The sequence below is a fragment of the Paenibacillus sp. HGH0039 genome, from assembly GCF_000411255.1.
GTDB lineage: Bacteria > Bacillota > Bacilli > Paenibacillales > NBRC-103111 > Paenibacillus_F.
The window spans coordinates 1,596,011-1,620,421 of the sequence record NZ_KE150412.1 but is presented as its reverse complement, the minus strand read 5'-3'; the positions used below and the strand labels follow the sequence as shown (position 1 = coordinate 1,620,421).

24 protein-coding genes are annotated in these 24,411 nt (G+C 58.3%); 21 read left to right on the top strand and 3 right to left on the bottom strand.

The genetic code is table 11. From position 1 onward, the window contains the following. The 15 genes from HMPREF1207_RS07085 to HMPREF1207_RS07015 all read left to right on the top strand — a co-directional run. The coding region (locus HMPREF1207_RS07085) for a WIAG-tail domain (protein WP_016423539.1) at window positions 1-1,240 on the top strand (1,240 nt) is incomplete at its 5' end. A gap of 257 nt (window positions 1,241-1,497) precedes the next feature. Next, window positions 1,498-2,220, top strand: coding sequence for a sugar phosphate nucleotidyltransferase (locus HMPREF1207_RS07080; RefSeq protein WP_036739843.1), 723 nt, complete (start codon window positions 1,498-1,500; stop codon window positions 2,218-2,220). Continuing rightward, window positions 2,220-3,236, top strand: a complete 1,017-nt coding sequence (rfbB, locus tag HMPREF1207_RS07075) for a dTDP-glucose 4,6-dehydratase (protein WP_009674016.1) — start codon at window positions 2,220-2,222, stop codon at window positions 3,234-3,236. The genes HMPREF1207_RS07080 and rfbB overlap by 1 nt, the downstream gene beginning before the upstream one ends. Continuing rightward, the gene (gene rfbD, locus HMPREF1207_RS07070) at window positions 3,233-4,102 is read left to right on the top strand and encodes a dTDP-4-dehydrorhamnose reductase (RefSeq protein ID WP_009674012.1); all 870 of its coding nucleotides are present in this window, start codon (window positions 3,233-3,235) and stop codon (window positions 4,100-4,102) included. Before rfbB ends, rfbD begins: the two co-directional genes overlap by 4 nt. Further along, window positions 4,095-5,207 (top strand): CgeB family protein, encoded by a 1,113-nt coding sequence (locus HMPREF1207_RS07065; protein ID WP_009674010.1) that lies wholly within the window; start codon window positions 4,095-4,097, stop codon window positions 5,205-5,207. Before rfbD ends, HMPREF1207_RS07065 begins: the two co-directional genes overlap by 8 nt. Window positions 5,208-5,235: 28 nt before the next feature. Continuing rightward, on the top strand, window positions 5,236-6,354 hold the full coding sequence (locus HMPREF1207_RS07060; RefSeq protein ID WP_009674015.1) for a CgeB family protein: 1,119 nt from the start codon (window positions 5,236-5,238) through the stop codon (window positions 6,352-6,354). Between the two features lie 136 nt (window positions 6,355-6,490). Beyond that, window positions 6,491-6,871: a hypothetical protein gene (locus HMPREF1207_RS29685; RefSeq protein WP_036739561.1), complete on the top strand. Its 381-nt coding sequence runs from the start codon at window positions 6,491-6,493 to the stop codon at window positions 6,869-6,871. Between the two features lie 280 nt (window positions 6,872-7,151). Further along, window positions 7,152-8,792: a glycosyltransferase gene (locus tag HMPREF1207_RS07050; RefSeq protein WP_016423538.1), complete on the top strand. Its 1,641-nt coding sequence runs from the start codon at window positions 7,152-7,154 to the stop codon at window positions 8,790-8,792. A 73-nt stretch (window positions 8,793-8,865) separates the two neighbouring features. Beyond that, complete coding sequence (wecB, locus tag HMPREF1207_RS07045) at window positions 8,866-9,960, top strand: non-hydrolyzing UDP-N-acetylglucosamine 2-epimerase (protein WP_009676952.1); 1,095 nt, start codon at window positions 8,866-8,868, stop codon at window positions 9,958-9,960. Then, window positions 9,950-10,936, top strand: a complete 987-nt coding sequence (locus HMPREF1207_RS07040; RefSeq protein ID WP_009676948.1) for a polysaccharide biosynthesis protein — start codon at window positions 9,950-9,952, stop codon at window positions 10,934-10,936. Before wecB ends, HMPREF1207_RS07040 begins: the two co-directional genes overlap by 11 nt. Beyond that, on the top strand, window positions 10,933-11,775 hold the full coding sequence (locus HMPREF1207_RS07035; RefSeq protein WP_009676958.1) for an SDR family oxidoreductase: 843 nt from the start codon (window positions 10,933-10,935) through the stop codon (window positions 11,773-11,775). The genes HMPREF1207_RS07040 and HMPREF1207_RS07035 overlap by 4 nt, the downstream gene beginning before the upstream one ends. Further along, window positions 11,745-12,767, top strand: coding sequence for an NAD-dependent epimerase/dehydratase family protein (locus tag HMPREF1207_RS07030; RefSeq protein ID WP_016423537.1), 1,023 nt, complete (start codon window positions 11,745-11,747; stop codon window positions 12,765-12,767). The genes HMPREF1207_RS07035 and HMPREF1207_RS07030 overlap by 31 nt, the downstream gene beginning before the upstream one ends. Window positions 12,768-12,804: 37 nt before the next feature. After that, window positions 12,805-13,650, top strand: a complete 846-nt coding sequence (locus HMPREF1207_RS07025) for a glycosyltransferase (protein WP_009676953.1) — start codon at window positions 12,805-12,807, stop codon at window positions 13,648-13,650. 31 nt (window positions 13,651-13,681) lie between these two features. Further along, window positions 13,682-14,425, top strand: a complete 744-nt coding sequence (locus HMPREF1207_RS07020; protein ID WP_009676960.1) for a glycosyltransferase — start codon at window positions 13,682-13,684, stop codon at window positions 14,423-14,425. A 44-nt stretch (window positions 14,426-14,469) separates the two neighbouring features. Beyond that, window positions 14,470-15,552, top strand: coding sequence for a glycosyltransferase family 4 protein (locus tag HMPREF1207_RS07015; RefSeq protein ID WP_009676941.1), 1,083 nt, complete (start codon window positions 14,470-14,472; stop codon window positions 15,550-15,552). Between the two features lie 79 nt (window positions 15,553-15,631). On the opposite strand, the gene HMPREF1207_RS07010 is transcribed toward HMPREF1207_RS07015, so the two are convergent. Next, window positions 15,632-16,828 (bottom strand): glycosyltransferase family 2 protein, encoded by a 1,197-nt coding sequence (locus HMPREF1207_RS07010; RefSeq protein ID WP_009676936.1) that lies wholly within the window; start codon window positions 16,826-16,828, stop codon window positions 15,632-15,634. 206 nt (window positions 16,829-17,034) lie between these two features. Here HMPREF1207_RS07010 and HMPREF1207_RS07005 point away from each other — a divergent pair, with 206 nt between their 5' ends. The 3 genes from HMPREF1207_RS07005 to HMPREF1207_RS06995 all read left to right on the top strand — a co-directional run bounded on the left by HMPREF1207_RS07005 (window position 17,035) and on the right by HMPREF1207_RS06995 (window position 20,028). Next, complete coding sequence (locus HMPREF1207_RS07005; protein WP_009676943.1) at window positions 17,035-18,261, top strand: sialidase family protein; 1,227 nt, start codon at window positions 17,035-17,037, stop codon at window positions 18,259-18,261. Window positions 18,262-18,286: 25 nt separating this feature from the next. Next, window positions 18,287-19,507 (top strand): sialidase family protein, encoded by a 1,221-nt coding sequence (locus HMPREF1207_RS07000; protein WP_009676937.1) that lies wholly within the window; start codon window positions 18,287-18,289, stop codon window positions 19,505-19,507. Window positions 19,508-19,656: 149 nt separating this feature from the next. Beyond that, the gene (locus HMPREF1207_RS06995; protein ID WP_009676946.1) at window positions 19,657-20,028 is read left to right on the top strand and encodes a hypothetical protein; all 372 of its coding nucleotides are present in this window, start codon (window positions 19,657-19,659) and stop codon (window positions 20,026-20,028) included. Window positions 20,029-20,162: 134 nt separating this feature from the next. Here the strand turns inward: HMPREF1207_RS06995 and HMPREF1207_RS06990 are convergent, their stop codons facing one another. After that, window positions 20,163-20,516: a hypothetical protein gene (locus tag HMPREF1207_RS06990; protein WP_009676938.1), complete on the bottom strand. Its 354-nt coding sequence runs from the start codon at window positions 20,514-20,516 to the stop codon at window positions 20,163-20,165. A gap of 199 nt (window positions 20,517-20,715) precedes the next feature. Here HMPREF1207_RS06990 and HMPREF1207_RS06985 point away from each other — a divergent pair, with 199 nt between their 5' ends. Genes HMPREF1207_RS06985 through HMPREF1207_RS06975 form a run of 3 tightly spaced genes read left to right on the top strand, consistent with a single transcriptional unit; the run spans window position 20,716 to window position 23,252 of the window. Continuing rightward, the gene (locus HMPREF1207_RS06985) at window positions 20,716-21,942 is read left to right on the top strand and encodes a glycosyltransferase family 4 protein (protein ID WP_016423536.1); all 1,227 of its coding nucleotides are present in this window, start codon (window positions 20,716-20,718) and stop codon (window positions 21,940-21,942) included. 31 nt (window positions 21,943-21,973) lie between these two features. After that, window positions 21,974-22,156, top strand: coding sequence for a hypothetical protein (locus HMPREF1207_RS06980; protein WP_009676939.1), 183 nt, complete (start codon window positions 21,974-21,976; stop codon window positions 22,154-22,156). A 55-nt stretch (window positions 22,157-22,211) separates the two neighbouring features. Further along, window positions 22,212-23,252: a glycosyltransferase family 4 protein gene (locus HMPREF1207_RS06975; RefSeq protein ID WP_009676947.1), complete on the top strand. Its 1,041-nt coding sequence runs from the start codon at window positions 22,212-22,214 to the stop codon at window positions 23,250-23,252. Window positions 23,253-23,497: 245 nt separating this feature from the next. On the opposite strand, the gene HMPREF1207_RS06970 is transcribed toward HMPREF1207_RS06975, so the two are convergent. Further along, on the bottom strand, window positions 23,498-24,409 hold the full coding sequence (locus HMPREF1207_RS06970) for an NAD-dependent epimerase/dehydratase family protein (RefSeq protein WP_009676963.1): 912 nt from the start codon (window positions 24,407-24,409) through the stop codon (window positions 23,498-23,500). Window positions 24,410-24,411: the final 2 nt, after the last annotated feature.

Below are 24,411 nucleotides of genomic sequence, written 5' to 3'. Positions count from 1 at the left end.
CGGATCGGTGACGAGTAAAGCGCTGGCGTACGGATCGGTGACGAGCAAAGCGCTGGCGAGCGGATCGGTGACGAGCGAGGCGCTGACGAGCGGCTCGGTGACGAGCGAGGCGCTGGCGGCGGGCGCGGTAACAAGCGAAGCGCTGGCGGCAGGATCGGTGACGAGCGAGGCGTTAGCGGAAGGCGCGGTGACGAGTGAAGGGCTGGCGGCAGGAGCCGTGACAAGCAAAGCGCTGGCGGCAGGAGCCGTAACGAGCGAAGCGTTGGCGTACGGATCGGTGACGAGCGAGGCGCTTGCCGAAGGATCGGTAACGGGCGAAGCGCTGGCGCACGGATCGGTGAGGAGCGAAACGCTGGCGGAAGGAGCCGTGACCGGCGAAGCGCTGGCAAAAGGAGCCGTAACCGGCGATCACGTCCAACCGGGAACTATCACGCTGGCGCACCTTCATCCGGACGCGCTTTCGATTCGGGAGCTTGCCGATCAACGCGGCGCCCACTTGGCTCCGAAGAGCGTCACGGAAGATCACCTGGCGATGGGATCTGTGGCGAGCGGGCATTTGCAGGCTTCCTCGGTTCTGTCTCTCCTTATCGCAAATAGGGCGGTGACCGGTGAAAAGCTTGCGGACGAAGCGGTATCTTCCGCTAAACTGGCGCCATCGGCCGTGGGAAGCGTGCATTTGCAAGCCGATGCCGTGGACACGAATCATCTCGCAAACGGTTCTGTCACGGAAGACAAAATCGCTTCGGATTCGATCGGGGCGGGGCATCTCCGGAGCCAATCCGTCGAGAACGGCCATTTGGCCGAGGGCAGCGTTACTTTCAACAAAATTTCCGCAGGCGCGGTCCAGCCGATCCATCTGGCGGAAGCTTCCGTAACGGAAGCGAAGCTGGCCCCGGAATCGGTGCATGCCGAGCACCTGGCGGCAGGGGCCGTAGAAGAGAGCAAACTGGCCTTCCGGCCGGTGCAGGCTCCTTCGGGCAAAAAGGCCGTGCTTCAGCAGTTCGGTCTGACGGACTTCCGTTTCCAGGAGCAGGACGACGTACTGGAAATCGGCATCTCCTTCGAGGAACCTTTTGCGAATGCCTCTTACGTGCTTGTGGCGACAGGTAGCCATCCGGCCTGCTATGCGGTATGCAAACAGAAAACGGTGAAGACGGCCGTCCTCTCGATTGTCCGGACACAGCCGGGACTTGCGTTTGACGTTGTTCTAAACTGGATTGCGGTCGGCTCCAAGGGCTGATTGCGGCAGACGGAGTTTTTAAATGGCGTTCATTGAAAACCTTCCTTTAACGGGAAGGTTTTTTCTTTTACCACCGGGATAAATAGCGCCGTACAAAAGCCAATTTTGAGCAGAGTGGTTGGGAGTCCTTATTCGCGGAATGGGGAAAAGCATATGATTTACCATGTGATCTTCAGGTGTGAACTGGAAATTAAATCGTGAAGTTCGGCAGCGGCTTTCTTATTTTCCGGAAAGCATGCGGGAAAGGGGTGTGCCTGGTGAAAGGAGTTATACTGGCGGGTGGAACGGGAAGCAGACTGCGTCCCCTGACGAACCTGATGAATAAGCATCTTCTGCCTGTCGGGAAATATCCGATGATTCATTATTCCGTGATGAAGCTGAAGGAAGCGGGCGTGAAAGAAATTTTGCTGGTCACGGGCAAGCAATCCGCCGGTCTGTATACGGAATATTTGGGGAGCGGCTCGCAGTGGGGCGTTTCCATTACGTACGCGGTCCAGGAACAGGCCGGGGGGATTGCCGAAGCGCTTGGCCTCGCGGAGCGTTTTATCGGGCGGGATAAGAAATTCGTGATGCTGCTCGGGGATAATCTCTTTCAGGATTCTCTGGAGCCTTTTCTTCGCGATTTCGAAAGCCAGTCTGAAGGAGCCATGGTGCTGCTGAAAGAAGTACCCGACCCCGAACGGTACGGCGTGCCTGTTTTGACGGACGGAAGGATTGTCCATATTGATGAAAAACCGGCAAGGCCGAAATCCTCTTACAGTGTGACGGGGATTTATTTCTATGACGCCGAGGTGTTCCATGTTCTGAAAACGTGCCGTCCCTCCAAGCGGGGAGAGCTGGAAATTACGGACGTAAACAATGCATATGCCCTCAAAGGACGGCTTGCCTACAGGATATTGAGCAATTGGTGGGTGGATGCGGGAACTCACGAATCCCTGTATGAAGCGATCCGCCACATGTGGAAGGAGGAGGAAGGATAATGGCCGTTCTCCTTGTAACAGGCGGTATGGGGTTTATCGGAAGTCATTTTATTCGGTTCTGGCACAACCGTCATCCGCAGGACTCGCTGATTAATCTGGACCTGCTTACGTATGCGGGCAACCCGTATAACCTGACGGATCTTCAGGATTCGCCCCGTTACCGGTTTATTCGCGGAGATATCGCGGATGCCCCGTTTCTTGAGCGGCTGATGGGCGGAACCTCCATAGACGCTGTCGTTCATTTCGCCGCCGAATCTCACGTGGACCGGAGCATCCGGGAACCCGCCGCTTTCGTGCAGACGAATGTGCTGGGGACCCAGCAGCTGCTGGAAGCCGCGCGCCGTGAGGGTGTCCCGAAATTTGTCCATGTCTCCACGGACGAGGTATACGGGACGCTCGGGACCTCCGGCGTTTTTACCGAAGAGACTCCCCTTGCGCCCAACAGTCCCTATTCGGCTTCCAAAGCGGGCTCGGATCTGCTGGCGCGGGCTTACCACGAAACTTACGGATACCCGGTTGCCGTCACACGCTGCTCCAACAATTACGGGCCGATGCAGTTTCCGGAAAAACTGATCCCCACTCTCATCATCCGGGCGCTGCGGGATTTGCCGCTGCCGCTCTACGGAGACGGGGAACATGTGCGCGACTGGCTTCATGTCGGAGATCATTGTGCGGCCATCGCCGCCGTGCTCGAATCCGGCAGGCCGGGTGAAGTTTACAACGTCGGGGGAGGCAGCGAGCGCACGAACCTGGAAGTCGCCCGGACCGTCCTGAAGGCGCTTGGCAAGCCAGACACTCTGATCTCCTTTGCTCCGGACCGGCCGGGTCATGACAAAAGATACGCGATCGATGCTTCCAAGCTGACCGGCGAGCTGGGTTGGAAGCCTGCTTATACGTTTGAGGAGGGACTGCGCTCTACAGTGGACTGGTACGTCCGGAACGGGACCTGGTGGGAGCGGATTTTAAGCGGAGAATATCGGGGCCATCATCTCTTGAAAGGAGGCGGTCCCGCATGAAAATACTGATTACCGGAGCGGGCGGACAACTCGGGAGCGATCTTGTCCGGGTACTGTCCCCGCGGCATAAGCTTGCCGCATTGACCCGGCACGAGCTGGATGTGGGAGACGGAGCGGCCGTGGACGCGGCCGTATTCCGGGAACAGCCCGAGATTATTATCCATGCGGCGGCTTATACGGACGTGGACGGGGCGGAACGCGAGATCGACCGGGCCTACCGTGTAAATTCCGCAGGCACCTGGCATATGGCGGAGGCGGCTGAACGCATCGGAGCGAAGTTCGTCTACGTCAGCACGGATTACGTGTTCGACGGCTGTAAAGGCGCTCCTTATATTGAGCGGGACAAACCGAATCCGCTCAGTGTTTACGGGACCTCCAAGCTGCACGGGGAAAAATTCGCGTCGATGCTGTGCGAGCGTCATTTTATCGTCCGGACTTCCTGGCTGTACGGCCGCGGAGGCAACAATTTCGTCGCCAAAATCGTGGAGAAGGCGAGGAGGGGAGCCGAACTGAGCCTGGTGGACGATGTATTCGGATCGCCGACCTACAGCCACGATCTGGCCGTCTTTATCGGCTCGCTCCTTGAAACGGAGGAATACGGGACTTATCACGGTTCGAACGGGGGCGTCTGCACCCGGTACGAATTCGCCCGCGAGATCATCCGGGTTCTCGGGATGGAAGGCGTAAAGCTGCGCCGGGCCAAGGCCGACATGTTTCCTCTCCCGGCGGCAAGACCGGCACACTCGGCGCTGGCCGACACGGCTGCTGGGGCGATCGGCGTCAAACCGCTCCGGCCGTGGAAGGAAGCGCTCCGTCACTTTCTTCTGACGGACCTGGCGGACGGGAGAGAAGCCAGTCATGCGTGAACGGATTAAACGCGGCCGGCAACCCGTGAAAACGCCGGAGAAAGCCCGGAGCCGAGGCTACACCCGAGGCTGGGAACAAGGCTGCCGCTACGGCAGCTGCCAGGCGGTTCTGAACCGGCTTCCCGCTCCGGCCTTCGGCTTTATCGAGAAGCGGGTTCTGTTTGTCCTGCAGGGTTTCGAAGCGATCGATGCGGGAATCCAGCAGGGGCTGGCAAGCTTGACGCGGGAGCTTATCGTATGTAAGCCGGAGCATATGCTCCAGACGGCTGCCGCCTCCAGGCCGGATATGATGCTGGTGCTGAACGGACTCCATGTGTTCCCGGAGGATCATCTGGCCCAGGCGGACGGAGTCCGGAGGCTCGGGATCCAGACGGCTATCTGGTTCGCGGACGATCCGTATTTTATGGATCTCACGCCGGCGATTGTGCCTCATTACGACTACATTTTTACCCATGAGCGCAACGCGGTCGCGTACTACCGGTCCCTGGGGTGCGAGCGTGTGTTCCATCTGCCTCTGGCGGCTGCCGGGCATATTTATTACCCGCAGCCGGCGGAACCGTCCTATCTCAGCGATGTGTGCTTTATCGGGAATGCCTTTCCGAACCGTATTGATTTTATCGACGCGCTGGCTCCCGCGCTGGCGGGGAGAAAAGTGGTGCTGATCGGGGCGCTCTGGGACCGGCTGAAGCATTACAAGCAGCTGCGCGGGGGCATTCACCTGGGATGGAAGCCGATGGACGAGGCGGCGAAGTATTATAACGGCGCCAGAATCGTATTAAACCTGCACCGGGCTCCCCTCGATCCCGTGTACAGTAAAAATAAAATCGGGCTGCCCGCGGGTTCGATCAACCCGCGCACCTATGAAATAGCGGCCTGCGGCGCGTTTCAATTAACGGACCTGCGGGGGGATCTCGCGGAATTTTATGCTCCGGGTGCGGAAATAGAGACGTTCCAGTCGCCCGAAGACTGCGCAGGCAAGCTGCTGTATTATCTTCGGAATGAGGAACGAAGAAGAGAGATAGCCGTCCGGGGGATGATGAAGACGCGCGCAAGCCACAGCTTCGAGGCAAGGCTTAGCCAACTGCTTCAAATCGTTTTCGGCTAGACGGAATTTGCAGAAGGAGGTGGAGCAGATGGCTGCTCTGTCCAAAAGAGGCCGTTCTCTCGCGGTAAAACAAGCGGAAGGTTGGCAGAACGGGTACACCCTGGGCGCCCAGGCCGGTTACCGGCTGGGCCGGTGCGAATCGATTATGAACCGGATTTCTCTTGCGCCCACGGCTTTTTGGGATAAAAAAGTGCTCTATGTAACGTCCGGGAAGGGACTTCCTTATTCCCCTCTGGATACGGGGATTATCGAAACCATCCGGCCGATGGTGCGGGAACTCGTCTTTGCCCAGCCGACTCATGACTTGGCTTTGACGGCGGCCCGGGAAATGCCCGACTTTGTACTGGTGCTCGATGCGATGATGCTGCCCATGGACCAGTTGGAGCTGATCCGCAATTGGGGAATCAAAACGGCCGTCTGGCTGCTGGACGATCCGTATTATACGGACGTGACGCTGAAACTGGCTCTGTCTTTCGACTACGTGTTCACGATAGAGCTGAACTGCGTCAGCTTTTATACCGAAAGCGGGTGTCCGAACGTTCACTATCTGCCCCTTGCCGTGGATTCTTCCGTGTACCGTCCCAAAGCCGTTGCGGCAGGGAACAACAGGGGAGCCTGTTTCGTAGGGTCGGGGTATTGGAACCGGGTCCAGATTTTCAATTCCTTAACGCCCACGCTGCTCAGACACGACGTTCACTTTACGGGTTTATGGTGGGATCGGCTCGCCGCCTATTCCAAACTGTCCGGGAGAATCAATCTCAACAAATGGATGGGTCCCGAGGAAACGGCCGATTACTACAACGGTTCGAAAATCGTTATCAATCTGCATCGGGCCTACGATGATGAACAGTTCAACAACAACAGCCGCGGAATCCAAGCCGTGTCTCCCAACCCGCGCACGTTCGAAATTTCGGCCTGCGGTGTGCTTCAACTGACGGATATCCGGAACGATCTGTCCCGTTTTTACGAGCCCGGCACGGAAATCGTGACCTACGGATCGGCGGAAGAGCTCCGCGATAAGCTGGAGTATTACCTGACCCATGAGGAAGAAGGCAGGGAAATTGCCCTGCGCGGACTGAGCAGGACGATGAGGGAGCATACATTTACGAACCGGCTGACGGACTTGTTCCGGGTCGTATTCGGTTGATTTTTCCCGGGATTCCCCGCGTCAATAGGGGCGCGAGCGGAAAGCGGCGGGGACGGCAGCGGCATATAGTGAAGGAAGCGCGTAGGCGCGGCAGCCGCCTGCCCGTATCACTTACGGGGAAGGGACGAGAACTACCATGAACAAGAAGACAGGGGCCAAATCGGCATCGGTAAAAAAAAGGCGGACGGCCGGAACGGCCGCCGCAGCTTCATCGGAACCGTCGGTAAAACGGAAGGCCAGGCTAAAGAAAGCGTCCGGATCGGGAGCCGTGAAAAGCAGGAGAGCGGGGGCTGTTTCCCGGAAGGGGACCGGCGGCAGGAAGAAAAGCGCGAAAGCCGCCCGGGGAAAAAGGCTGAGGAAAAAACGCCCCTTGTCCGCTTCCGGGAGACGCAGAACCACGGTCGATGCCGCCTATAATCAGGCATTTAACGAAGGGTACGATTCGGGCTTCCAGGCCGGCTTCTCTCAGGGCGTCGCGGACGGAGAGCATGTTCTGGCAGAGGCGGCGGCCGGGTAGCGTTCCGGTGCGGATACCCGCCAGGGACTTCCTTAGGGGAAGTCCTTTTTTTGCGGCCGGATTTCGCCAACCCGCTCCGTTTCCGCGCAGGCACGGGATGTCCGCCGGGGCACTTGGGATGAGGAAGGCCGATTTTTCGTGAAAACGTCCTGTGTTTTTCCAAATTGTACGAATGCTAGGGGTTCAACTGTCGTGCCGTGTAGAATGCCCCGCTAATATATTGTACTACCCACACAGATAAGGAGGTGAACACCATATCTGATCCGCAGGTATGTATCCGATGAATGCACGAAGGATCATGCTGTTCTCGCATTTGTGCTCCAGACAGCATATAACCGGAGCCGAGAAGCTGCTGCTTTTCATGGTCCGGGAACTGAAAGAACGGCATGACTGCATCCTGGTCGTACCGGGCGAAGGTGTTCTTTCCCGGGAGGCGCGGGCGGCCGGCATTTATACCCTGGTTGTACCGTTCCCGCTCGTGTGGGAGGTGTACACCCCGGATGCCGGTCTTACGGGACAGCTGGATGGGCTGCCGGTCACGGAGCCGGGAGCTTTGGTGGAATTGCTGCGCGTGCTCGGTCAATATCGGCCTGATCTGGTCATCTCTAATACATGTGTCAACGTGCTGCCCCCTGTGGCGGCCAAGGCTCTCGGGATTCCGGTGCTCTGGATGATTACGGAAAAAATGACGGACACGGCCTTCACGCCAGTTTCGACGGAGTTTATCCACCGGCATGCGGATCTGGTAGCGGGCATCTCGGAAGCGACTTTAGCCCCCTTCGGCGTCCGGGAAGCGGAATCGCAGATCGTGATGTATCCGTCCTGGCATGCGGAAACAATGGAGAGCGGTGACTGGAGTGTGCTGCGCGAGCGGCGCAGAGCCGGGTCCGGCATCGGCAGCGGCGAAGTGCTGGCGGGCTATATCGCTTCGGACATTTATCCGCTCAAGGGATTGGATCACTTTATCGGGGCCGCGCTGGAGCTTTGTCCCGCTTACCCTCACGTTCATTACCTGATTGCGGGCAAACCGACGGACGCCGCTTTTTACCGGCAGTGCCGTAATTTGACGGTCCAATCGGGATACGGCGGAAGATTTCATTGGACCGCTTTTGAAAAAGAAGTGGCCTCGCTCTATACGGCCATGGATTTCGTTGTCGTTCCGAGCTTGACGGAAGAGGGCTTCGGCATGACCGCATTGGAAGGCATGATGTTCGGCAAGCCGGTGATCGCTTTCGATTCCGGCGGACTGCGGGAAATTCTTGGGCATACCGGGAATGCCCGTTTTCTTGTGCCGAAAGGAGATACCCGGACTCTCGCGGCACGGATGAGAGAGCTGGTCGAGGACCCGCTTCTGCGGATGCAGACCGGGGAAGCGAACCTCTCCGCAGTTCGGAGCGTCTTCGGCATCGGGGCTTACCGGTCCAGACAAGAGCAGCTTCTGGCAAGGCTGGAAAACAAGCTGGCGGTCCGTCACAACGATCCGCAGCCGCAGGTCCCGCCCGTCCTTGGCGGCGTGCCCGGGCCCCTGGTCATCGTCAGGGGCGTGCGGCCGGGCTTCTACCTGCTGCGGGACGGCATCCGTTACCCGGTGACCGAAGCGCAGCGGCTGCGGCTCGGGGCGGGCGTGGTGCGGGTTCCGGAGGGGCTCTTGGCTTCCCGGCCTGTCGGCGCGGTCCTGAGCTTCCCGGACGAAGCTGCACCGCCGCCTTGGACCGGCGCCAAGCCTGCCCGCCGCAAGAGCGTGCATGTGGCGCGCAAGAGGCGCTCCGGCGCCAAGCCGGCCCGCCGCAAGAGCGTGCGTGCGGCGCGCAAGAGGCGCTCCGGCGCCAAGCCGACTCGCCGCAAGAGCGTGCGTGCGGCGCGCAAGAGGCGCTCCGGCGCCAAGCCGGCCCGCCGCAAGAGCGTGCGTGCGGCGGCCTGACAGCCCGACCGCAGCCGGTCTGCGGTTCAAGGACTGAAGGCAATCAGCCTATCACGGAAGGAAGGTGGCACCGTTGAAAATCGTGACGTTGCTCGGCACACGGCCGGAAATTATCCGGCTGAGCCTGATCATGCGCAAACTTGACGAATTGGCGGAGAAACATGTCGTGGTGCACACGGGCCAGAACTTTACGTATACGCTCAGCGACGTGTTCTTCCGGGAACTCGGATTGCGGCAGCCTGATCATGTGCTCCAGGACCGGCAGCAGTCTCTGGGTGCGCAGCTTGCGACGATGTTCGGCGAGCTGGAGACGATCCTGAACACGGAGCGGCCCGACCGTGTCCTGCTGCTGGGCGATACGAACAGCGCCCTGGGCGCGGTACTGGCCGAGAGAATGGGCATTCCCGTCATTCATATGGAGGCGGGCAACCGCTGCTACGATCTGACCGTACCCGAGGAGAAAAACCGCCGCATTATCGATGCGGTGTCCACGATAAACATGCCGTACACGAAACAGAGCAAAGAACATCTTGTCAGGGAGGGCGTGCCGAGCCAGCGCATCGTCCGTACCGGCAATCCGATCTACGAGGTGCTGCGGCACTACAGCGGCCAAATCGAGCAAAGCGACGTGCTGGAGCGTCTGAACCTGACGCCGGGCGGGTATTTCGCGGCAACCATCCACCGGGCGGAGAATGTGGATCATCCCGTTCATCTGCGCGAAATCATGAACGGCCTGAGCGGGGTGGCGGAACGCTTCGGCAAACGCATCCTGTGCAGCCTGCATCCCCGCACCAAGTCCCGCCTGGAGGCGGAAGACAGCTTGAGCATTCATCCGCTGGTCGAGTTTCACGAGCCTTTCGGATTTTTCGATTTCGTGAAGCTGGAGAAGAATGCGGACTGCGTCCTGACGGACAGCGGGACGGTTCAGGAAGAATGCTGCATTTTCCACGTGCCTACCGTTACCGTGCGCCGGACGACCGAACGGCCTGAGACGATTGACTGCGGCAGCAATGTGGTGTCGGGACTGGATGCGAAACGCATTGTATCCGCCGCCGGCCTAATGACGCGTATGCCCCGGGAATGGGAATGCCCGGAAGGCTATCTGGACACGGACGTATCGGCAAAAGTCGTGAAATATGTACTGGGAGGGAATCTTCATGTTTCGTAATACGAGGATATTGGTAACCGGAGGAACCGGTTCTTGGGGCTATGAATTGATCCGGCAGCTTCTTCCTCAAGAGCCCAAGGAAATCATTGTGTTTTCCCGGAACGAATCGACTCAGGTGGCGATGCAGCGCTCTTTTGAAGATAACCGCCTCAGTTTCTGCATCGGGGATATCCGCGACCGCGAAGCTTTGATCCGCGCGACGGAGGAGGTGGATTATGTGTTCCATCTGGCCGCCCTCAAGCACGTTCCCGTTTGCGAGGAACAGCCCTACGAAGCGCTCAAAACCAACGTAGTCGGCACCCAGTATGTTATCGAGGCGGCTATCGAGAACAAGGTCAAGAAAGTCATCTACATCTCGACGGACAAAGCGGCGAATCCTTCCAACTTCTACGGCATGACCAAAGCGATCGGAGAGAAGTTGATCGTGCAAGCCAACCTTTTGCGGACGGATACGAAGTTTGTCTGTGTCCGGGGCGGCAACGTGCTGGGAACCAACGGCAGCGTGATTCACTTGTTCCACAAGCAGATCCACGAGAAAAATCAGATTTCGATTACGGATAAGGCCATGACCCGCTTTTTCCTGACGCTCGAAGAGGCGATTTCCCTGCTTTTCAAAGCCTCGGAAGAAAGTGTGGGCGGCGAGATATTCGTCATGACGATGCCGACTTGCAAGATTCTCGATCTGGCCGACGTGCTTATCGAAGCTTCCGGCAAGACGGGAGTGGCAATTGTGGAAACCGGAACGAGACCCGGCGAGAAGATCCACGAGATTTTGCTTACGGAATTCGAAAGCCAGACGACGGTGCTGTACGACGAGGTATATCTGGTCATTCTGCCGACTCTGGAAATTCCCGGGCTCAAGGATCACTACGCTCCGTATCCCAAGGCGGAAATCAGCAGCTTCTCGTCCAAAGACAATGTGATGGAAAAAGAGGCGATCCGCGCCCTGCTCGTTAAAGGAGGTTTTCTTGCATGAAGCTGCTCGTCACCGGCGGGCAGGGGATGGCGGGACATGTGATGGTCCGGTATCTGCGCCGTCTGCCCGGATTTCAGGTCGCTTATACAACACGGGACGGGAGCGACCGGGAAGGGCTGCTTGCCGATGCCAGGGATACGGTCCGGATCCGGGGCATTATCGAAACGTTCCGTCCCGATGCCGTCATTAACTGTATCGGTGTGCTAAACCAGTTTGCCGAAGCGGACCCCGTTAACGCCTATCGCGTCAACGGGATTTTCCCGCACGATCTGGCGGAAGCGGCCCTCGGGGCCGGGGGCCGGCTTATTCATATCAGCACGGACTGTGTCTTCTCGGGCCGCCACGGGGACCATACGGAGGATGACGTGCCGGACGGCACCAGTGTATACGGGCGGTCCAAGGCGCTTGGAGAGGTCCGGGAGGCCCCGCACCTGACGGTCCGCACGTCGATCATCGGCCCTGAAATCCGAGAATCGGGCATCGGGCTTCTCCATTGGTTCCTGAGTCGGGAGGGGGAAGTGGGCGGCTACACGAGAGCTTACTGGAACGGCGTCACCACGCTGGAGCTTGCCAAGTTTGTCGAGCACGCGCTGCAGCGTCCGGAGCTAACGGGCCTCGTACATTTGACGGCACCCGTCAAGGTGAGCAAATACGAGCTGCTGAATCTGTTCCGCAAGCAGTTCGGGCGCACGGATATAGAGGTGCGCAAGAACGCTTCCGTCCGCTTGAACCGGACGCTTAAAAATACGCGCAGCGATCTGAACTACGCCATTCCGGGGTATGAAACGATGCTGAAGGAACTGGATGAATGGATGTGTGCGCAATGCCTCGAATCCTGATCACCGGGGCGGGCGGCTTTACGGGCCGCGCCGCCTGTGATTATTTTGTCTCCAAGGGCTACGAGGTCGCCGCCGTGGTCCGGAACGCGGGAGCGGCGCACGTCAAGCCCGGAAACGGGGAGGCGCCGGTCGTGCCGGATCGCGCGGATGCTTCGGGCGTCCCGCCCGGGTCAAACGGGCCAAGTGCGGCGCAAGAGTCAGAGTCCGCTAAGCCCGGCACCGGCATGCCTGCCGGAAAGCTCTATTCCTGCGATTTGACCCGGCAGGAGGACGTGAAGGCGCTGGTCGCGGAAACCGGCCCGGACTGGGTGCTCCACCTAGCCGGGCGCAATTCCGTAGCCGAATCGTGGAAGGACCCGGCTGCGTTCCTGCAGGCGAACGTGATGGCTTCCGTGTATCTGCTGGAAGCGCTGCGTACGCGGCCCGGCACGCGGGTTCTCGTCGCGGGCTCCATGCTCGGCGCGGCCGAACCCGGCGAGCCGCTCCCGCATCCGTACGGCTTCAGCAAAATGCTGCTGCTGTACGCCGCCCGCTCCTGGCACCGGTGGTTCTCGCAGCAGATCATGGTGGCGCTGCCGTCCAACCTGATCGGCCCGGGCCCTTCCGGTGGCATCTGCGGGCTGCTTGCCCGCAAAATCGTGGCCCTGGAGAAGGGCGGTCCGCCGGAACCGTTCCGGCTGTCGTCCCTCGGCGAGGAGCGCGATTATCTCGATGTGCGGGACGCGGTCACGGCCTACGAAACCATTCTCGGCCACGGAGAGCCGGGGGCGGTCTACCGCATCGGATCGGATCGGCTGCGTCCGCTCGGCGAGATCGTCTCGGTCTTCCGCTCACTGACTCCGGCGGCGCTGCCTCTGGAGGTCGAGAACAAGCCGCGTCCGGAGCCTGCCAGGCCGATGGATGTCTCGGCCCTGAAGGCGCTGGGCTGGTCGGCGCGGATTCCGTTCGAAACGTCCCTGTCGGATGCGCTGGATTATTACAGGCGGAACTGACGACCGCTCCCACCTTTGAAGGAAAAGAGGTGAATGCATGCTGCCGAAAGTAACGGTCGTGATTCCCTTCTACAACTGTCCGTACGTGGATCAGGCGGTTTCCAGCGTGCTGAACCAGACCTATACCAACATCGAGCTGATTGTAGTGGATGATGGCTCCACGCTGCACAAAGAAAAACTGGAGCCCTATATGGACCGGCTGATTTATATCGGAAAAGAAAACGGGGGAGCCGCATCCGCTCTGAATATGGGTTTCGCTCTCGCCACGGGGGACTATGTAGCCTGGCTGAGCTCCGACGATCTTTTTTACCCGGATAAAATCGGGCGTCAGGTGCAGTTCATGCTGGAACGGAGCTCGATCTTCAGCCATACGGCCTTCGACCAGATCGACGAGGCGGGAGCCGTCACGCAGGCGAATGTGGCATCCAGATACCGGTATCCCCATGAATTTACGCGCGCCTTCCTGTCGATCTGCCCCGTCAACGGCTGCACGGTCATGATGCGCCGGGATCTGTTCGGGGCGGTCGGATATTTTGACGAGACACTCCGGTATACCCAGGATTACGAGTTCTGGATCCGCGTGCTGCTGACCGGTTTTCCGCTGGATTTCCTGGATGCCCCGCTTACGCTGTACCGCCTTCACGGCGGCATGGGAACCATGCTCTACCAGCCTGCCATCTGGGAGGAAGTATTAAGCGTCCGCAGCCGTTACCGGCCGTATTTGCTGCGGTATTCGCGAAGCCAGAGGCGGCTTCTGTCCGGAAGAAGGCACCCGGCATTGCGGCCTCGCAAACGCCCGGCTGCACGGCCTCGCAAGCGTCCGGCTAACACGCTCAAATCCCGCAAGGTGAAGGCCGGCAAAGGGGTTAAAAAGCGCAGATAACGGGCAGGCGACTGCGGAAAGGAGGTGGGAAATGCCGCCCCGGGTGAGCATCATAATCCCTTTTTACAATTGCGCCTATGTGGATCAGGCGATCGTCAGCGCGCTAAGCCAGACGTATCCCGACCGAGAAATCATCGTCGTGGACGACGGTTCGACCTTGCATCAGGATAAAATAACGCCGTACTTGCCGTGGATCCACTATTTGGGGAAAGCAAACGGAGGAACGGCCTCGGCGCTCAACCACGGAATCCGCCACGCATCGGGCGATTATATCGCCTGGCTCAGTTCGGACGACCGTTTTCACCCGCATAAGCTGGCGGTTCAGCTTAACGGGCTGGCCTCGGCGAATGCGGACATCAGCTTTACGAACTACGAGATTGTCGACGAGCACGGGCGCGTCCTGTACGCGCCTAATTTTCCTACCGATCCGGGAAATACGCAGTATTTCAATACGTCCACGAAGCTGTACACCTACATGCTCCAGTACAACCCGATCAACGGCTGCACCGTCCTGATGCACAAAAATCTGTTCCATCGCTACGGGTATTTCGATGAGACGTGCAAGTACACGCAGGACCTGGAGATGTGGCTCCGCCTTGCCGCAGCCGGGGTCCGGATCGAGTTCGTGAACGAGAAACTGACCCAGTACCGGCTTCACGGGGAGATGGGCAGCCGGAATCACCAGCCGGCAATCCAGCGCGAGGTGGATAGGCTGCGTGCCCATTACAACCCGCTGCTGGCCGCCCGCATCGCTTCCTTGGGAGCCGGGGGATAGGGGCCCCGTCCCGTCTTTTGCATCAGCTTGAAAGAAGGTGTGCCATGAAGCTTTTATTCGTGTTCTATATCCCGAGCGGAGGGATGGAGACTCTGAACCGCCAGCGGGTTATCGCGCTGAAGAAGATCGGCATCACGTGCAGCCTGCTGTACTTGCATGAAGGAACGGGGATGCAGAACCTGGACGGGGTGCCCGTTTACGTGACAAAAGACGAGAAAGAGATTACGGAGCTCGTCAACCGGGAACGGTTCGAGGCGGTTATCATCTCTACGGTGGCCGAACTGATTCTTCCCCTGCGGTCAAGCGGCTACACGGGCAAAATCATTTACGAGGCGCAGGGACTGGGGAGCGTGGAGGAGGCGGAGTTTATTCTGAAACGGATTATCCCGCTGCTCACCCTGCACGCCGATGCCGTGCTGTATCCCCGCACCCCGCACCTGATCCGGATGTTCGAGACGTACTACGCCCGGATGAAGAGGTTCAGCTTTCATAATTGTATCGATATGGAAAGCTTCCGCTTTGAAAGGCATCCCGTCGCTCCGGTTCCCATCATCGGGTGGGTAGGAAGGATCGAGCCGAACAAGAACTGGCGAAGTTTTCTGGAGGTCGGACGCTTGTTCAAAACGCGGGGCCGTCCGGTCGAAATCCGCATGTATGTGGATAATACGCTCGGATCGGAAGAGGGGGAGTTCCGTAAGCTGGTTGCGGATTACGAGCTGGGTTCCCGTTTGACGGTGCTGGCGAACCTTCCGCACAAAGAAATGGCACGGCAGTATTCCGTCATCGGCGATTCCGGCGGCGTGCTGCTCTCGACCTCGCGCGTGGAAGGATTCGGCTATGCGGTGCTGGAAGCCATGTGCTGCCGGTGTCCCGTCGTCTCGACGGATTCGGACGGAGTCAGGAGCTTTATCGCGGACCGCGTAACGGGAAGGTTCTATCCCCACGACGACCATGAAGAGGCGTTCCGCCAAATTTCGGAGCTCATGGACAACGTCCCGCTGCGGGAGGAAATCCGCTTCAGAGCGAGCCGGCATGCGGCGGAACAGTTTTCTCCGGGCCTGTACGCCCGGCAGTTTTCCTGCATGCTGGGCGCGCTTGGAATCGGGCTCGTGAAGCAGCATGGTTAAAAACGCTTGGCGGACTCCGCCAAGCGTTTTTTCGCGTACGCGCACGATAGAGACAGAGGCGGATGGAGACTGCGGCCGTCTACCGGAGCAAAAGCTCCTTCAGCTTCGCTGAACGAAACAGCTCGGTTGAGGGCATGCCCGCACGAGGATCGAAGCGGTACGCGAGATCGCTCCGGTCGCCGTTGTAGCAAACGGAATAAGCGCCTTCGGGAGCGCTGCGCAGGGCGGTCGTTAGGACTTGCAGATCCATGTATTCAAAATCCCGCTCCCGGTATGCGATCGCGGCGAACGGGGTCGCAAGCTTTTTCAGGCAGGTATGAACGGCTTCGATAGGCGGCATGCCGGGAAAGAAGCGGGTGCTAAGCAGAGGGTCCCGTATCCCGTGAAGAAGGCCGGTTGACGCTCGCTCCGGCGTCACGTCGACCACGACCACCTGAAAGTTGCTGTAGTATTGGTCCAAAAGGTGGTCGAGCCGGTCGGGAAGGCTTCCCGACGCATCGGCCACCGGTAAGTAAACGGTCGTTTCCAGAGGAATGCTTTGTCTTTCCCTGGCTTGCTTTTTGGTCAAACGGAATGCGTGACGCCAGCGGCGGTGCTGCTCGACAGACCCTTTGAGCTTGGCGGAAATGCTGAAATCCGAGTCGACCCGGTATTCGACGAGTTCTACGGGAATGTACCGCAGCTCGCACAGATGAGATAATCTCAGCCAATATTCGTAGTCTTCGACGGGTTCCATGTGGTATCCGCCGATTTTCCGGGCGTAGCACGATTTGTACATAAAAGATACGCCGACAATGCATACGTCGAGAAGTTCCTCTTTCGGCTTATTCTGATACCGGCGGAATTCCTCCTGAAAAGCCTCGTCGCGAAGCGGCAGTCCGTCCGCGTCTATCTCACGGAAACAGCTGTAGACCAGCCCGACTTCCTTAGGCGCATGCGCAAGCTCATGCCGCAGAAGCTCGATAAAATAGGGGTGGGTGCGGTTGTCGCTCGACACCCAGGTCACATAGCGGATGTCGGGATCTTCAAAAAGCCGCCGGAATCCCCGGTTCAATGAAGCGGATACGCCCAGGTTCCGTTCGTTCTCCACAATCTCCACACGCGTGTCGTGAGCGGTCAATTGCCTGATTTGCGGTCCCATTTGTTCGGATACTCCGTCGATGACGATGATAAAGCGGAAATCCGCATACGTCTGGTTAAGGATGGTTTCGATCGCTTCTTGCAAATAAGACGGCCTCTGCAAATACACCGGCATAACAATGCCGACATCACTCATGTAAAGCTCCCTTCTTTCCTGGCTGATTGCTCGGACAGACAAACTCACCGCCGTCGCGCCGGATGTTTACTTCAGTTTATTCCGCCGCATTTGACGGGTGTGGACATTGGCAGGGGAGAGGGATAATTTCCGAATTGTCCATTGCCGAGACCAATCTCCGGCATACATTGGAGTACAAGATTATTCGCATTCGTCAGGAGGCCCCTATGCCTAACTTTCAAGTGAACGCTTCGGGCAATCCGAAGCAGGAACCGTCTATCGCCGTCAATTTGCTGGATGCCAATATCATGATCGCAACGGCGACCGATTTTACGCTGGGACCGCCGCTTACCGGCGTATACCGGTCGCAGGATGCGGGAGTGAACTGGACGAATTCCTTTCTTCCCCTGCCGCCGGGGTTTACGGGAGCGGAGGCCGCCTTTGCGGCTTACGGGTTTCCGAATCTGTTCCTGATCGTGGCCCATGTTTTCCCCGGCAACTCCAGCGGTACGATTGCGGCTTACAGGTCCACGGACAACGGGCTCAGCTTCTCGGCGCCGATTATCGTGAATCCGGGATACGGCACCTTCATTAACAACGATTGGACCAAAGTGTTCTTCGACAATTCCCAATCCAGTCCGTTTCTCGGCAATGCTTATGTCACTTATAACCGCCAGTACAATGTCGACTCGGGCGGATTCTCGGTGGCCGCTTTCCAGCGCTCTCTTGACGGAGGCGTCACGTGGGAGGCCCCACTGGTTCTCTCGAATGTCAGGAGAGACACGGAACGCGCCGATATCGGCATCGATTTACAGGGCGGCCTTCATTTCGGCTGGATCGACACGACGTCTGCCCAGCCCGCGTTTTTTGTGAGGCGTTCCCTGGATGGCGGGGCGACCTTCGGTTCCCCGATCCTGGTTTCGGATGTGACGCTTGTGCCGAACGTCCTCCCTGTTCCCGGTTACGGGTTCCGGGTCCTGAACTTCTCCAACGTCATGGCGGATACCGCGCTTGTGTCCCCCGGGCGGGGCAACATTTATGCGGTCTGGCAGGATAACCGGCAGGGGTATGCGGATGTGTATTTGTCCCGATCCGCCGATCAGGGGCTGACCTGGAATACGCCGATACCTATTACGGACAGCCCGGCTGGGGCGCAAAATTTTTTCCCGGCTATAACGGTATCGCCCAAAACAGGCACCATTACCGTGATTTACTACACGAACCGTCTGAACGGCTTCGACCTCGACGTTTATGCGGCCCAGTCCAGGGATGGAGGCAGCACCTTCACGAATATTCGCGTGACGACGACTTCCTTTAACCCGAACGGAGACAGTCCGGTTCCGGTACCGCTGATCGGAGATTATATCGATGTCGATACGGTTCCGCCGGATAATTTCTATGGCGTCTGGACCGATACAAGGACCGGTTCGCAAGTAACGTGGGGCGGATTTTGACATTCACAAAAGGAGGCGGACACAAATGGCAAATTCGCAGGTATCCCCCGCCGGAACGCTTGCCCAGACACCCAGCGTGGCGGCCAATTACCTGACTGCGCTCAATATCGTGGCGTCTGCGACGGATTTTACGACAGGGGCGGCCCGGGTTGCCGTCTATCGCTCGGTTGATCAAGGCATCTCATGGGGACCTCTTATTCTGCCGCTTCCGGCAGGATATATCGGCGGCGAGTCCAACGTCGTGGCTTACGGGTTTCCGAACATATTCATCGTGGCGTCCCATGTTTTCGATGCGGCGGGCAACGGCTCGATTGCCGTCTACACGTCGACGGATAACGGAATCACTTTCGGATCGCCGGTCATTGCGGCTCAAGGGTTTACGACGTTCATCAACAATGTGCAGGTGAACGCGGTCTTTGACAATTCCCAGGTCAGTACGTATCAGGGCAGCGTTTACCTGGTCTATGTCCACCAATTCAATACGGACTTTGTGGGCGGGTCCGTAATTTTCTTTCAACGTTCGCTGGACAACGGGCAGACTTGGCTACGGCCCGCGCTTGTGTCTCCGGACGCCGATTTTGTGACGCGTGGGGACGTGGTTGCAGGGCTGACGGGAATTGTCTATGTGGCTTACATCTCGTTAACTCCGTTTACACGCTTTGAGGTAAGCCGTTCGCTGGATGGCGGGGCCACTTTCCAGACACCGGTAATCGTTTCGCCCGTCACGCTGGTACCCAGCGTCCTGCCGGTTACGGGGTACGGCTTCGAAGTGCCGACCGGCGCCAATATCGCCGTTGATAATTCGGCGCTGTCGACAAGCGGGACTCTTTACGCGGTGTGGCAGGATAACCGGCAGGGTTACGCGGACGTATTCCTTTCCCGGTCCTTCGATCAGGGACTGACCTGGACGGCTCCCGTCTCTGTTACGTCGGCTCCGGCCGGGACTCAGAACTTTTTTCCTTCTATAGATGTGTCCCCAAAAAGCGGACTGGTCACCATTCTGTACTATTCCAATCAGATTGACGGGTTTGATTTGGATACGTATGTGGCCATATCGGCGGACGGGGGGGCCACGTTTTTTAACCGGAGGGAATCCACCGCCTCCAGCAACCCGAATGCGGGCAGCGCCACACCGGTGCCGTCCATCGGAAATTACACGGACATCAGCACCATCCCGCCTTTCGGGTTTATCGGCGTCTGGACGGATACGAGAACAGGGGCGCAGGCGATTTTTTCGGGCAATTAACCGGTATGCAAGCCGAGCGGGAGATACATTCAGAAGAATCCGGGAGCAGGCGTATATCCAAAAATTCGGGCGACCACATGGTCGTCCAATCTTTTTATATCAATGAAGAATATACTGCTTGAGAGATTGACAGAGAGGGGGTGAAGAGAATGGCTTTTACGACAGGAATGCTTATTAATACGAGGGATTTCGGGACAGCCTCCGCTAATGCGGCCGTTATCATCAACAACGAAGACGCTGTGAATACGGCCCAGATTGCCGTTGAAATCTTCTATACGCTGAGCACGGGGGTTGCCAAGACGCCGCTCTATTTCCAGACGTATACGGTGCCGCCGAAATTTGTGGATATCCGCACGTTTTTTATCTCCGGTGTTCTGGCTTATGAAGTCCAGATAGCCGTCGTCGCCCCTCAGCCGGGTCTCGTCGTAGCTTCCGTATTCGGTTTGGACACTTTCAACAATATCGTGCCTGCGCATCGTGTTCTTCAATCGGAGCTGACCCCTATTCCGGCGTTGGGATGAAGTTGGTTGGTGAAGTGATTCGAACGCTTGCAACCGCCGTATCGGCAACTGCAAGCCGCTAAAGAAAACAACCCTAAAAGGCCGCTTCCGAAAGAAGGGCCTTTTTTTTTACCGGCAAATCCCGGCACTCCCAGTCAGAGCGGATCGATGACCGTCAATTCATTCGTTGTGAAGGTCGCGACAAGAACCCCTTCGTTTTTAGCGTACATAGCCATCGTCAGGGGATAAGGATTGGTCAGATTCGTGTGAATGTGGAGGGTAAAGGGCCGGTTGTGATTATATACCGTCGGCAGATGGGCAATCGAACCGGGCAGCGGAGCGGGATCGAGATGATAGAGCCCCAGGAGAAAACGGTTCTGGCCTTGATAGCCCTGTATAAGAACGTCGAAATGCCGCTGGGCGATGTTTTGAAAGACAAGATCGAAACACTGGATATAACGCGAGTCGTAAGGTCCGAACTCGTAGGCGTCAAAAAGGTAAATGGACATGGTCACCTTCCCTTCCGTTCAATCCGGCATAGTTCAGTATATGAAATTGCCGCGCAGACGTATGGACACGTACACATTTTGAGCCCGGTGAGGCAAACGACCCGTGAAGGAGGAGAATAGCCGCATATAGTGTAGGGATAAAGGCATGCCGGTGCTGAACGCAGCTTTGTGAGTCTCACGCAGAAAAGAGGGGACATTCTTGAAGATACTGCTTGCTACCTACTGGCGGTTACCGCATTTGGGCGGAGTATGGCCGCTTATGGTCAAAATGAAAGAAAAGCTGGAGGCGCTCGGCCACGAGGTCGATGTATTCGGCAACAGCGAAGATGAGAGTGTGTTTCATATGCCGTTCAGCGGCCGTGTTTTTCATAAAGAGGCGGTAAGGCCTTTTCTGGAAAAGAAAATAAGCCCCGAGCTGTATCCGGTCCTTCACTCCAGCTCCTGGCTTTCGCATTTTGAAATGAACACCTTGTGCATGGAGCTGGCCGCCGCCTATTTCGGGCTGGAGCAATATGACGTGATTCATACGCAGGACGTCCTGGCCACGCGTTCTTTCCGGCGGGTCAAATCTCCGCGGACGGGACTCGTCGCCAGCCTGCACGGCTCGGTGGCCCACGAGATCAAGCTGCATCTGGTGGAAAATAACGTCAACCTGGGGGAGTCGCTCATCTGGCGGTTCCAGTCGGCTATCGAGCATCTCGGCGCCACGAGCAGCGATATTACGATCGCCTCCTCCCAGTGGCTGAAACGCCTGCTGACCACGGAATACTCCGTTCCCGAACAGCAGGTCGAGGTGTTCCAGTACGGGTACGCTACGGGCGATTTCTATGCGCAGATGGAAAGCTCCGCCACCCCGATCTATAAACCGCCGGGGAAAAAAGCCATTATTTTCACCGGCCGCCTCATCCCGATCAAGGGCGTGTCGCTGCTTATCGAAGCGGTCGGCCTGCTCCGGACGGTGCGGGACGATTTCGTCTGCTGGATCGTGGGAGAAGGCGACCTGGAGGCGGAGCTTAACCGGCAGTGTACGGAGCTGGGGCTGCTGGACACGGTCCAGTTTCTGGGCAGGCGGAGTGACGTGCCTTATCTGCTTGCCCAGTCCGATATCTTCGTGCAGCCGAGTTATGTAGACAATCAGCCGCTGTCGTTGATTGAAGCGCAGCTTGCAGGGAAGCCGTCGGTCGTCAGCGACGCCACGGGCGTACCCGAGATGGTCGAGCACGGCCGTACGGGCCTTATCTTCCCGTCGGGCAACAGCCAGCAGTTGTTCACCCACTTGTACACGCTGCTGGAGAATACGGCTATGCGGGAAGCGATGGGCAGGGAAGCCGGGCAGTGGGGGGCCGTCCACTGGTCCATGGATCTGATGGTTCAGCGGCTTCTCGATGTATACGGTAGGGCGATCGCCAAAGCCGCTCAAGCCTGATTTTCCCTGCGGGGCAGAAAGGAGAAGGAACATGAGCGAGAAAGTGTATGTGATGGGCGACCTGTATAATTCGCTTTTTTCCGTGCAAGTGTCCAACCCCGAGTATCTCGTCGATTACAAGCTGTGGAACCAGATTAGAGCCGGACTCCCGGACAACTACCGGATGCCGGACCCGGTTATCCAGCATATTTTGAACAGCCACCCGAACGGGTAGGCGCCGGTTCGCAGAGAACCGGTGCGGCTGGCGTGTCCATGAAAGGAGGAAAAGCATGAGGCTGGTGTTTCCTATCCTCACCTTGAATTTCGGCGGGGCCCAGCGGATGCTGGCGGAAATTACGAACGGATTGGCGGACCGCGGTTATGACGTCACCATCGTGATGCCCGCTCATGCCGAAGTCAAGTTCGATATCCGGGCCCGGATTGTCCGGGGCCGTCACAGTATTACGCTGGACGCGGATGATATCCCGCCCGGAGACGTGGTGATCTCCAACTTCTACACGACCGTGCCCGCATGCGTGGAAGCGAGCGCGCGAGACCGGAGCGTTCATGCCCGGTTCAGTCTTTGCTACGAACCGACTTTTCTGCCGGACGATCATATCACGTTCCCCACGTATCATACGACGCCGCATCTTATCGTACTGTCCGAGTGGCAGCAGAAGCTGATCGAGCTCAATCACGGCATCCGCGGACATATCGTTCCGATCGGACTCGGGCCGTTCATGCAAAATCTGAACCTCCGGGAATCCACCCCGCCCGCTGTCAAAATTTCCGCTGTCGTCCGCAATTCGGAGGGAGGGATTGCCTGGCACCGCGACCAGGATTATCTGGTCAGCCAGCTCGCGTTCGTCAAACACCATTATCCCGATACGGAAATCAATCTGATCTGCCCGCCCGACGAATTTCATACCGCACCGAGTCTGCAGCGCCTTCGCGATACGGGCAGTTTTCAATTCTGCCTGCCCAATAACGACGAGGAGCTGCGCTACCTCTACAACAAAACCGATATCTACGTCAGCTCTTCGCTCTACGATTCCGGTTCGCTGCCCGGCCTGGAGGCCATGAGATGCGGGGCGGCGCTCGTCACGACGTATTCGGGCGGGAATGCGGATTATGCGCGGCACGAGCGCAACTGCCTCCTTTCCTACCGGTACCAGAACCGACTGGCGGCAGACATCGTCCGGCTGATCCACGATAAGGAGCTGCGGGCCCGTCTGGCTCTCCAGGGCCAGTATGATTCTTATCAATGGCCGTGGGCCAGAAGCGTGGATGCGTTCGCCCAAGCTATCCACGATATCTGGAACAGCCGCTGACTGTTTCGCAAAAAAGCAAGCCCCGGTATTCCGGATTATCCGGAATAGACCGGGGCTTTTTTTTCGGGCAACGACGCGGTATCGGCACCGGACCGAGACGGCATGGCACCGGTACGGGACCCCTGCGAGACATGGCAGGCACCGGTACGGGACCCGCGAGACATGGCAGGAACGACGCGACACGGCGCAGGCACGGCGCAGGCACGGCGTCGGCTTCCGTCCGGTGCCTGCAAATCGCGGCCGGCTTAAGGCAGGAACGCGGCGCAGGTTTCCCGCAGCCCGTCGGCGATGCGGTACCGGGGGCTCCAGCCCAGCTCTTCCCGTATCCGGCGGTTGTCCAGACAACTGTGCCGGATATCGCCGGGCCGGGCTTCGCCGAACAGGACGGGAACAGGCGCTGACCGGGTCTCGCGGATGAGCTCGGCCAGCTGCCGGATGGTCGTGCTCCGGCCTGTGCTGACATGGTAGAGCCCGCAGCCCGTAGATGCGGCGGCCGCCAGATTGGCCTCCACCACGTCCCGGACATAGACGAAGTCCCGGGTCTGCCCGCCGTCTCCGTGAATCGTGATGGGCTGCCCCCGGCGCAGCTGCTGCAGGAACACGGCGACTACGCCGCCCTCCCCTTTGGGCGTCTGCCTCGGGCCGTACACGTTTCCATAACGGAGAATCGTATAAGGCAGTCCGTACAGCTTGTGAAAAATCCGGATATATCCTTCCGCTGCAAGCTTCGACTGACCGTAGTACGAAATGGGCGCGGCCGGGATATCCTCCGTTAATTTTTCGTGCACGCTGTCTCCGTACACCCCGGACGTCGAAGCGAAGACGAACCGCCGCACAGCCGATTTCCGGCAAGCATCAAGGAGCGACACCGTTCCGGTAATGTTGACCTGCGCATCAAAAGCCGGATCGGCTATGGATCTCTGAACGTCGGCTTGAGCGGCCAGATGGAACACGACTTCGGGGCGGATACGTTCGACAAGCTCGTGAAGCTCCGGGCTGTTTAGTTCCAGGACATGAAGAACGGCTTGGCCGGGCACCCATTCGGCCCTTCCGCTCGACAAGTTGTCGAGCACATGGACTTCATGGCCCCCGTCCGCGAGCGCTTGCGCCAAGTGGGAGCCGATAAAGCCCGCCCCTCCGGTGACTAAGGCTTTCATAA

Excerpts from the sequence above, each read along its gene's own strand:
- HMPREF1207_RS07010 (WP_009676936.1), bottom strand. The coding sequence starts at position 16,828 with ATGAGTGATGTCGGCATTGTTATGCCGGTGTATTTGCAGAGGCCGTCT.
- HMPREF1207_RS07035 (WP_009676958.1), top strand. The coding sequence starts at position 10,933 with ATGAAGCTGCTCGTCACCGGCGGGCAGGGGATGGCGGGACATGTGATG.
- rfbD (WP_009674012.1), top strand. The coding sequence starts at position 3,233 with ATGAAAATACTGATTACCGGAGCGGGCGGACAACTCGGGAGCGATCTT.
- HMPREF1207_RS07015 (WP_009676941.1), top strand. The coding sequence starts at position 14,470 with ATGAAGCTTTTATTCGTGTTCTATATCCCGAGCGGAGGGATGGAGACT.
- HMPREF1207_RS06990 (WP_009676938.1), bottom strand. The coding sequence starts at position 20,516 with ATGTCCATTTACCTTTTTGACGCCTACGAGTTCGGACCTTACGACTCG.
- HMPREF1207_RS07060 (WP_009674015.1), top strand. The coding sequence starts at position 5,236 with ATGGCTGCTCTGTCCAAAAGAGGCCGTTCTCTCGCGGTAAAACAAGCG.
- HMPREF1207_RS07025 (WP_009676953.1), top strand. The coding sequence starts at position 12,805 with ATGCTGCCGAAAGTAACGGTCGTGATTCCCTTCTACAACTGTCCGTAC.
- HMPREF1207_RS06970 (WP_009676963.1), bottom strand. The coding sequence starts at position 24,409 with ATGAAAGCCTTAGTCACCGGAGGGGCGGGCTTTATCGGCTCCCACTTG.
- HMPREF1207_RS06975 (WP_009676947.1), top strand. The coding sequence starts at position 22,212 with ATGAGGCTGGTGTTTCCTATCCTCACCTTGAATTTCGGCGGGGCCCAG.
- HMPREF1207_RS07020 (WP_009676960.1), top strand. The coding sequence starts at position 13,682 with ATGCCGCCCCGGGTGAGCATCATAATCCCTTTTTACAATTGCGCCTAT.
- HMPREF1207_RS07065 (WP_009674010.1), top strand. The coding sequence starts at position 4,095 with ATGCGTGAACGGATTAAACGCGGCCGGCAACCCGTGAAAACGCCGGAG.
- HMPREF1207_RS07000 (WP_009676937.1), top strand. The coding sequence starts at position 18,287 with ATGGCAAATTCGCAGGTATCCCCCGCCGGAACGCTTGCCCAGACACCC.
- HMPREF1207_RS07005 (WP_009676943.1), top strand. The coding sequence starts at position 17,035 with ATGCCTAACTTTCAAGTGAACGCTTCGGGCAATCCGAAGCAGGAACCG.
- HMPREF1207_RS06980 (WP_009676939.1), top strand. The coding sequence starts at position 21,974 with ATGAGCGAGAAAGTGTATGTGATGGGCGACCTGTATAATTCGCTTTTT.
- HMPREF1207_RS06995 (WP_009676946.1), top strand. The coding sequence starts at position 19,657 with ATGGCTTTTACGACAGGAATGCTTATTAATACGAGGGATTTCGGGACA.
- HMPREF1207_RS07050 (WP_016423538.1), top strand. The coding sequence starts at position 7,152 with ATGAATGCACGAAGGATCATGCTGTTCTCGCATTTGTGCTCCAGACAG.
- rfbB (WP_009674016.1), top strand. The coding sequence starts at position 2,220 with ATGGCCGTTCTCCTTGTAACAGGCGGTATGGGGTTTATCGGAAGTCAT.
- HMPREF1207_RS07030 (WP_016423537.1), top strand. The coding sequence starts at position 11,745 with ATGGATGTGTGCGCAATGCCTCGAATCCTGATCACCGGGGCGGGCGGC.
- HMPREF1207_RS07040 (WP_009676948.1), top strand. The coding sequence starts at position 9,950 with ATGTTTCGTAATACGAGGATATTGGTAACCGGAGGAACCGGTTCTTGG.
- HMPREF1207_RS29685 (WP_036739561.1), top strand. The coding sequence starts at position 6,491 with ATGAACAAGAAGACAGGGGCCAAATCGGCATCGGTAAAAAAAAGGCGG.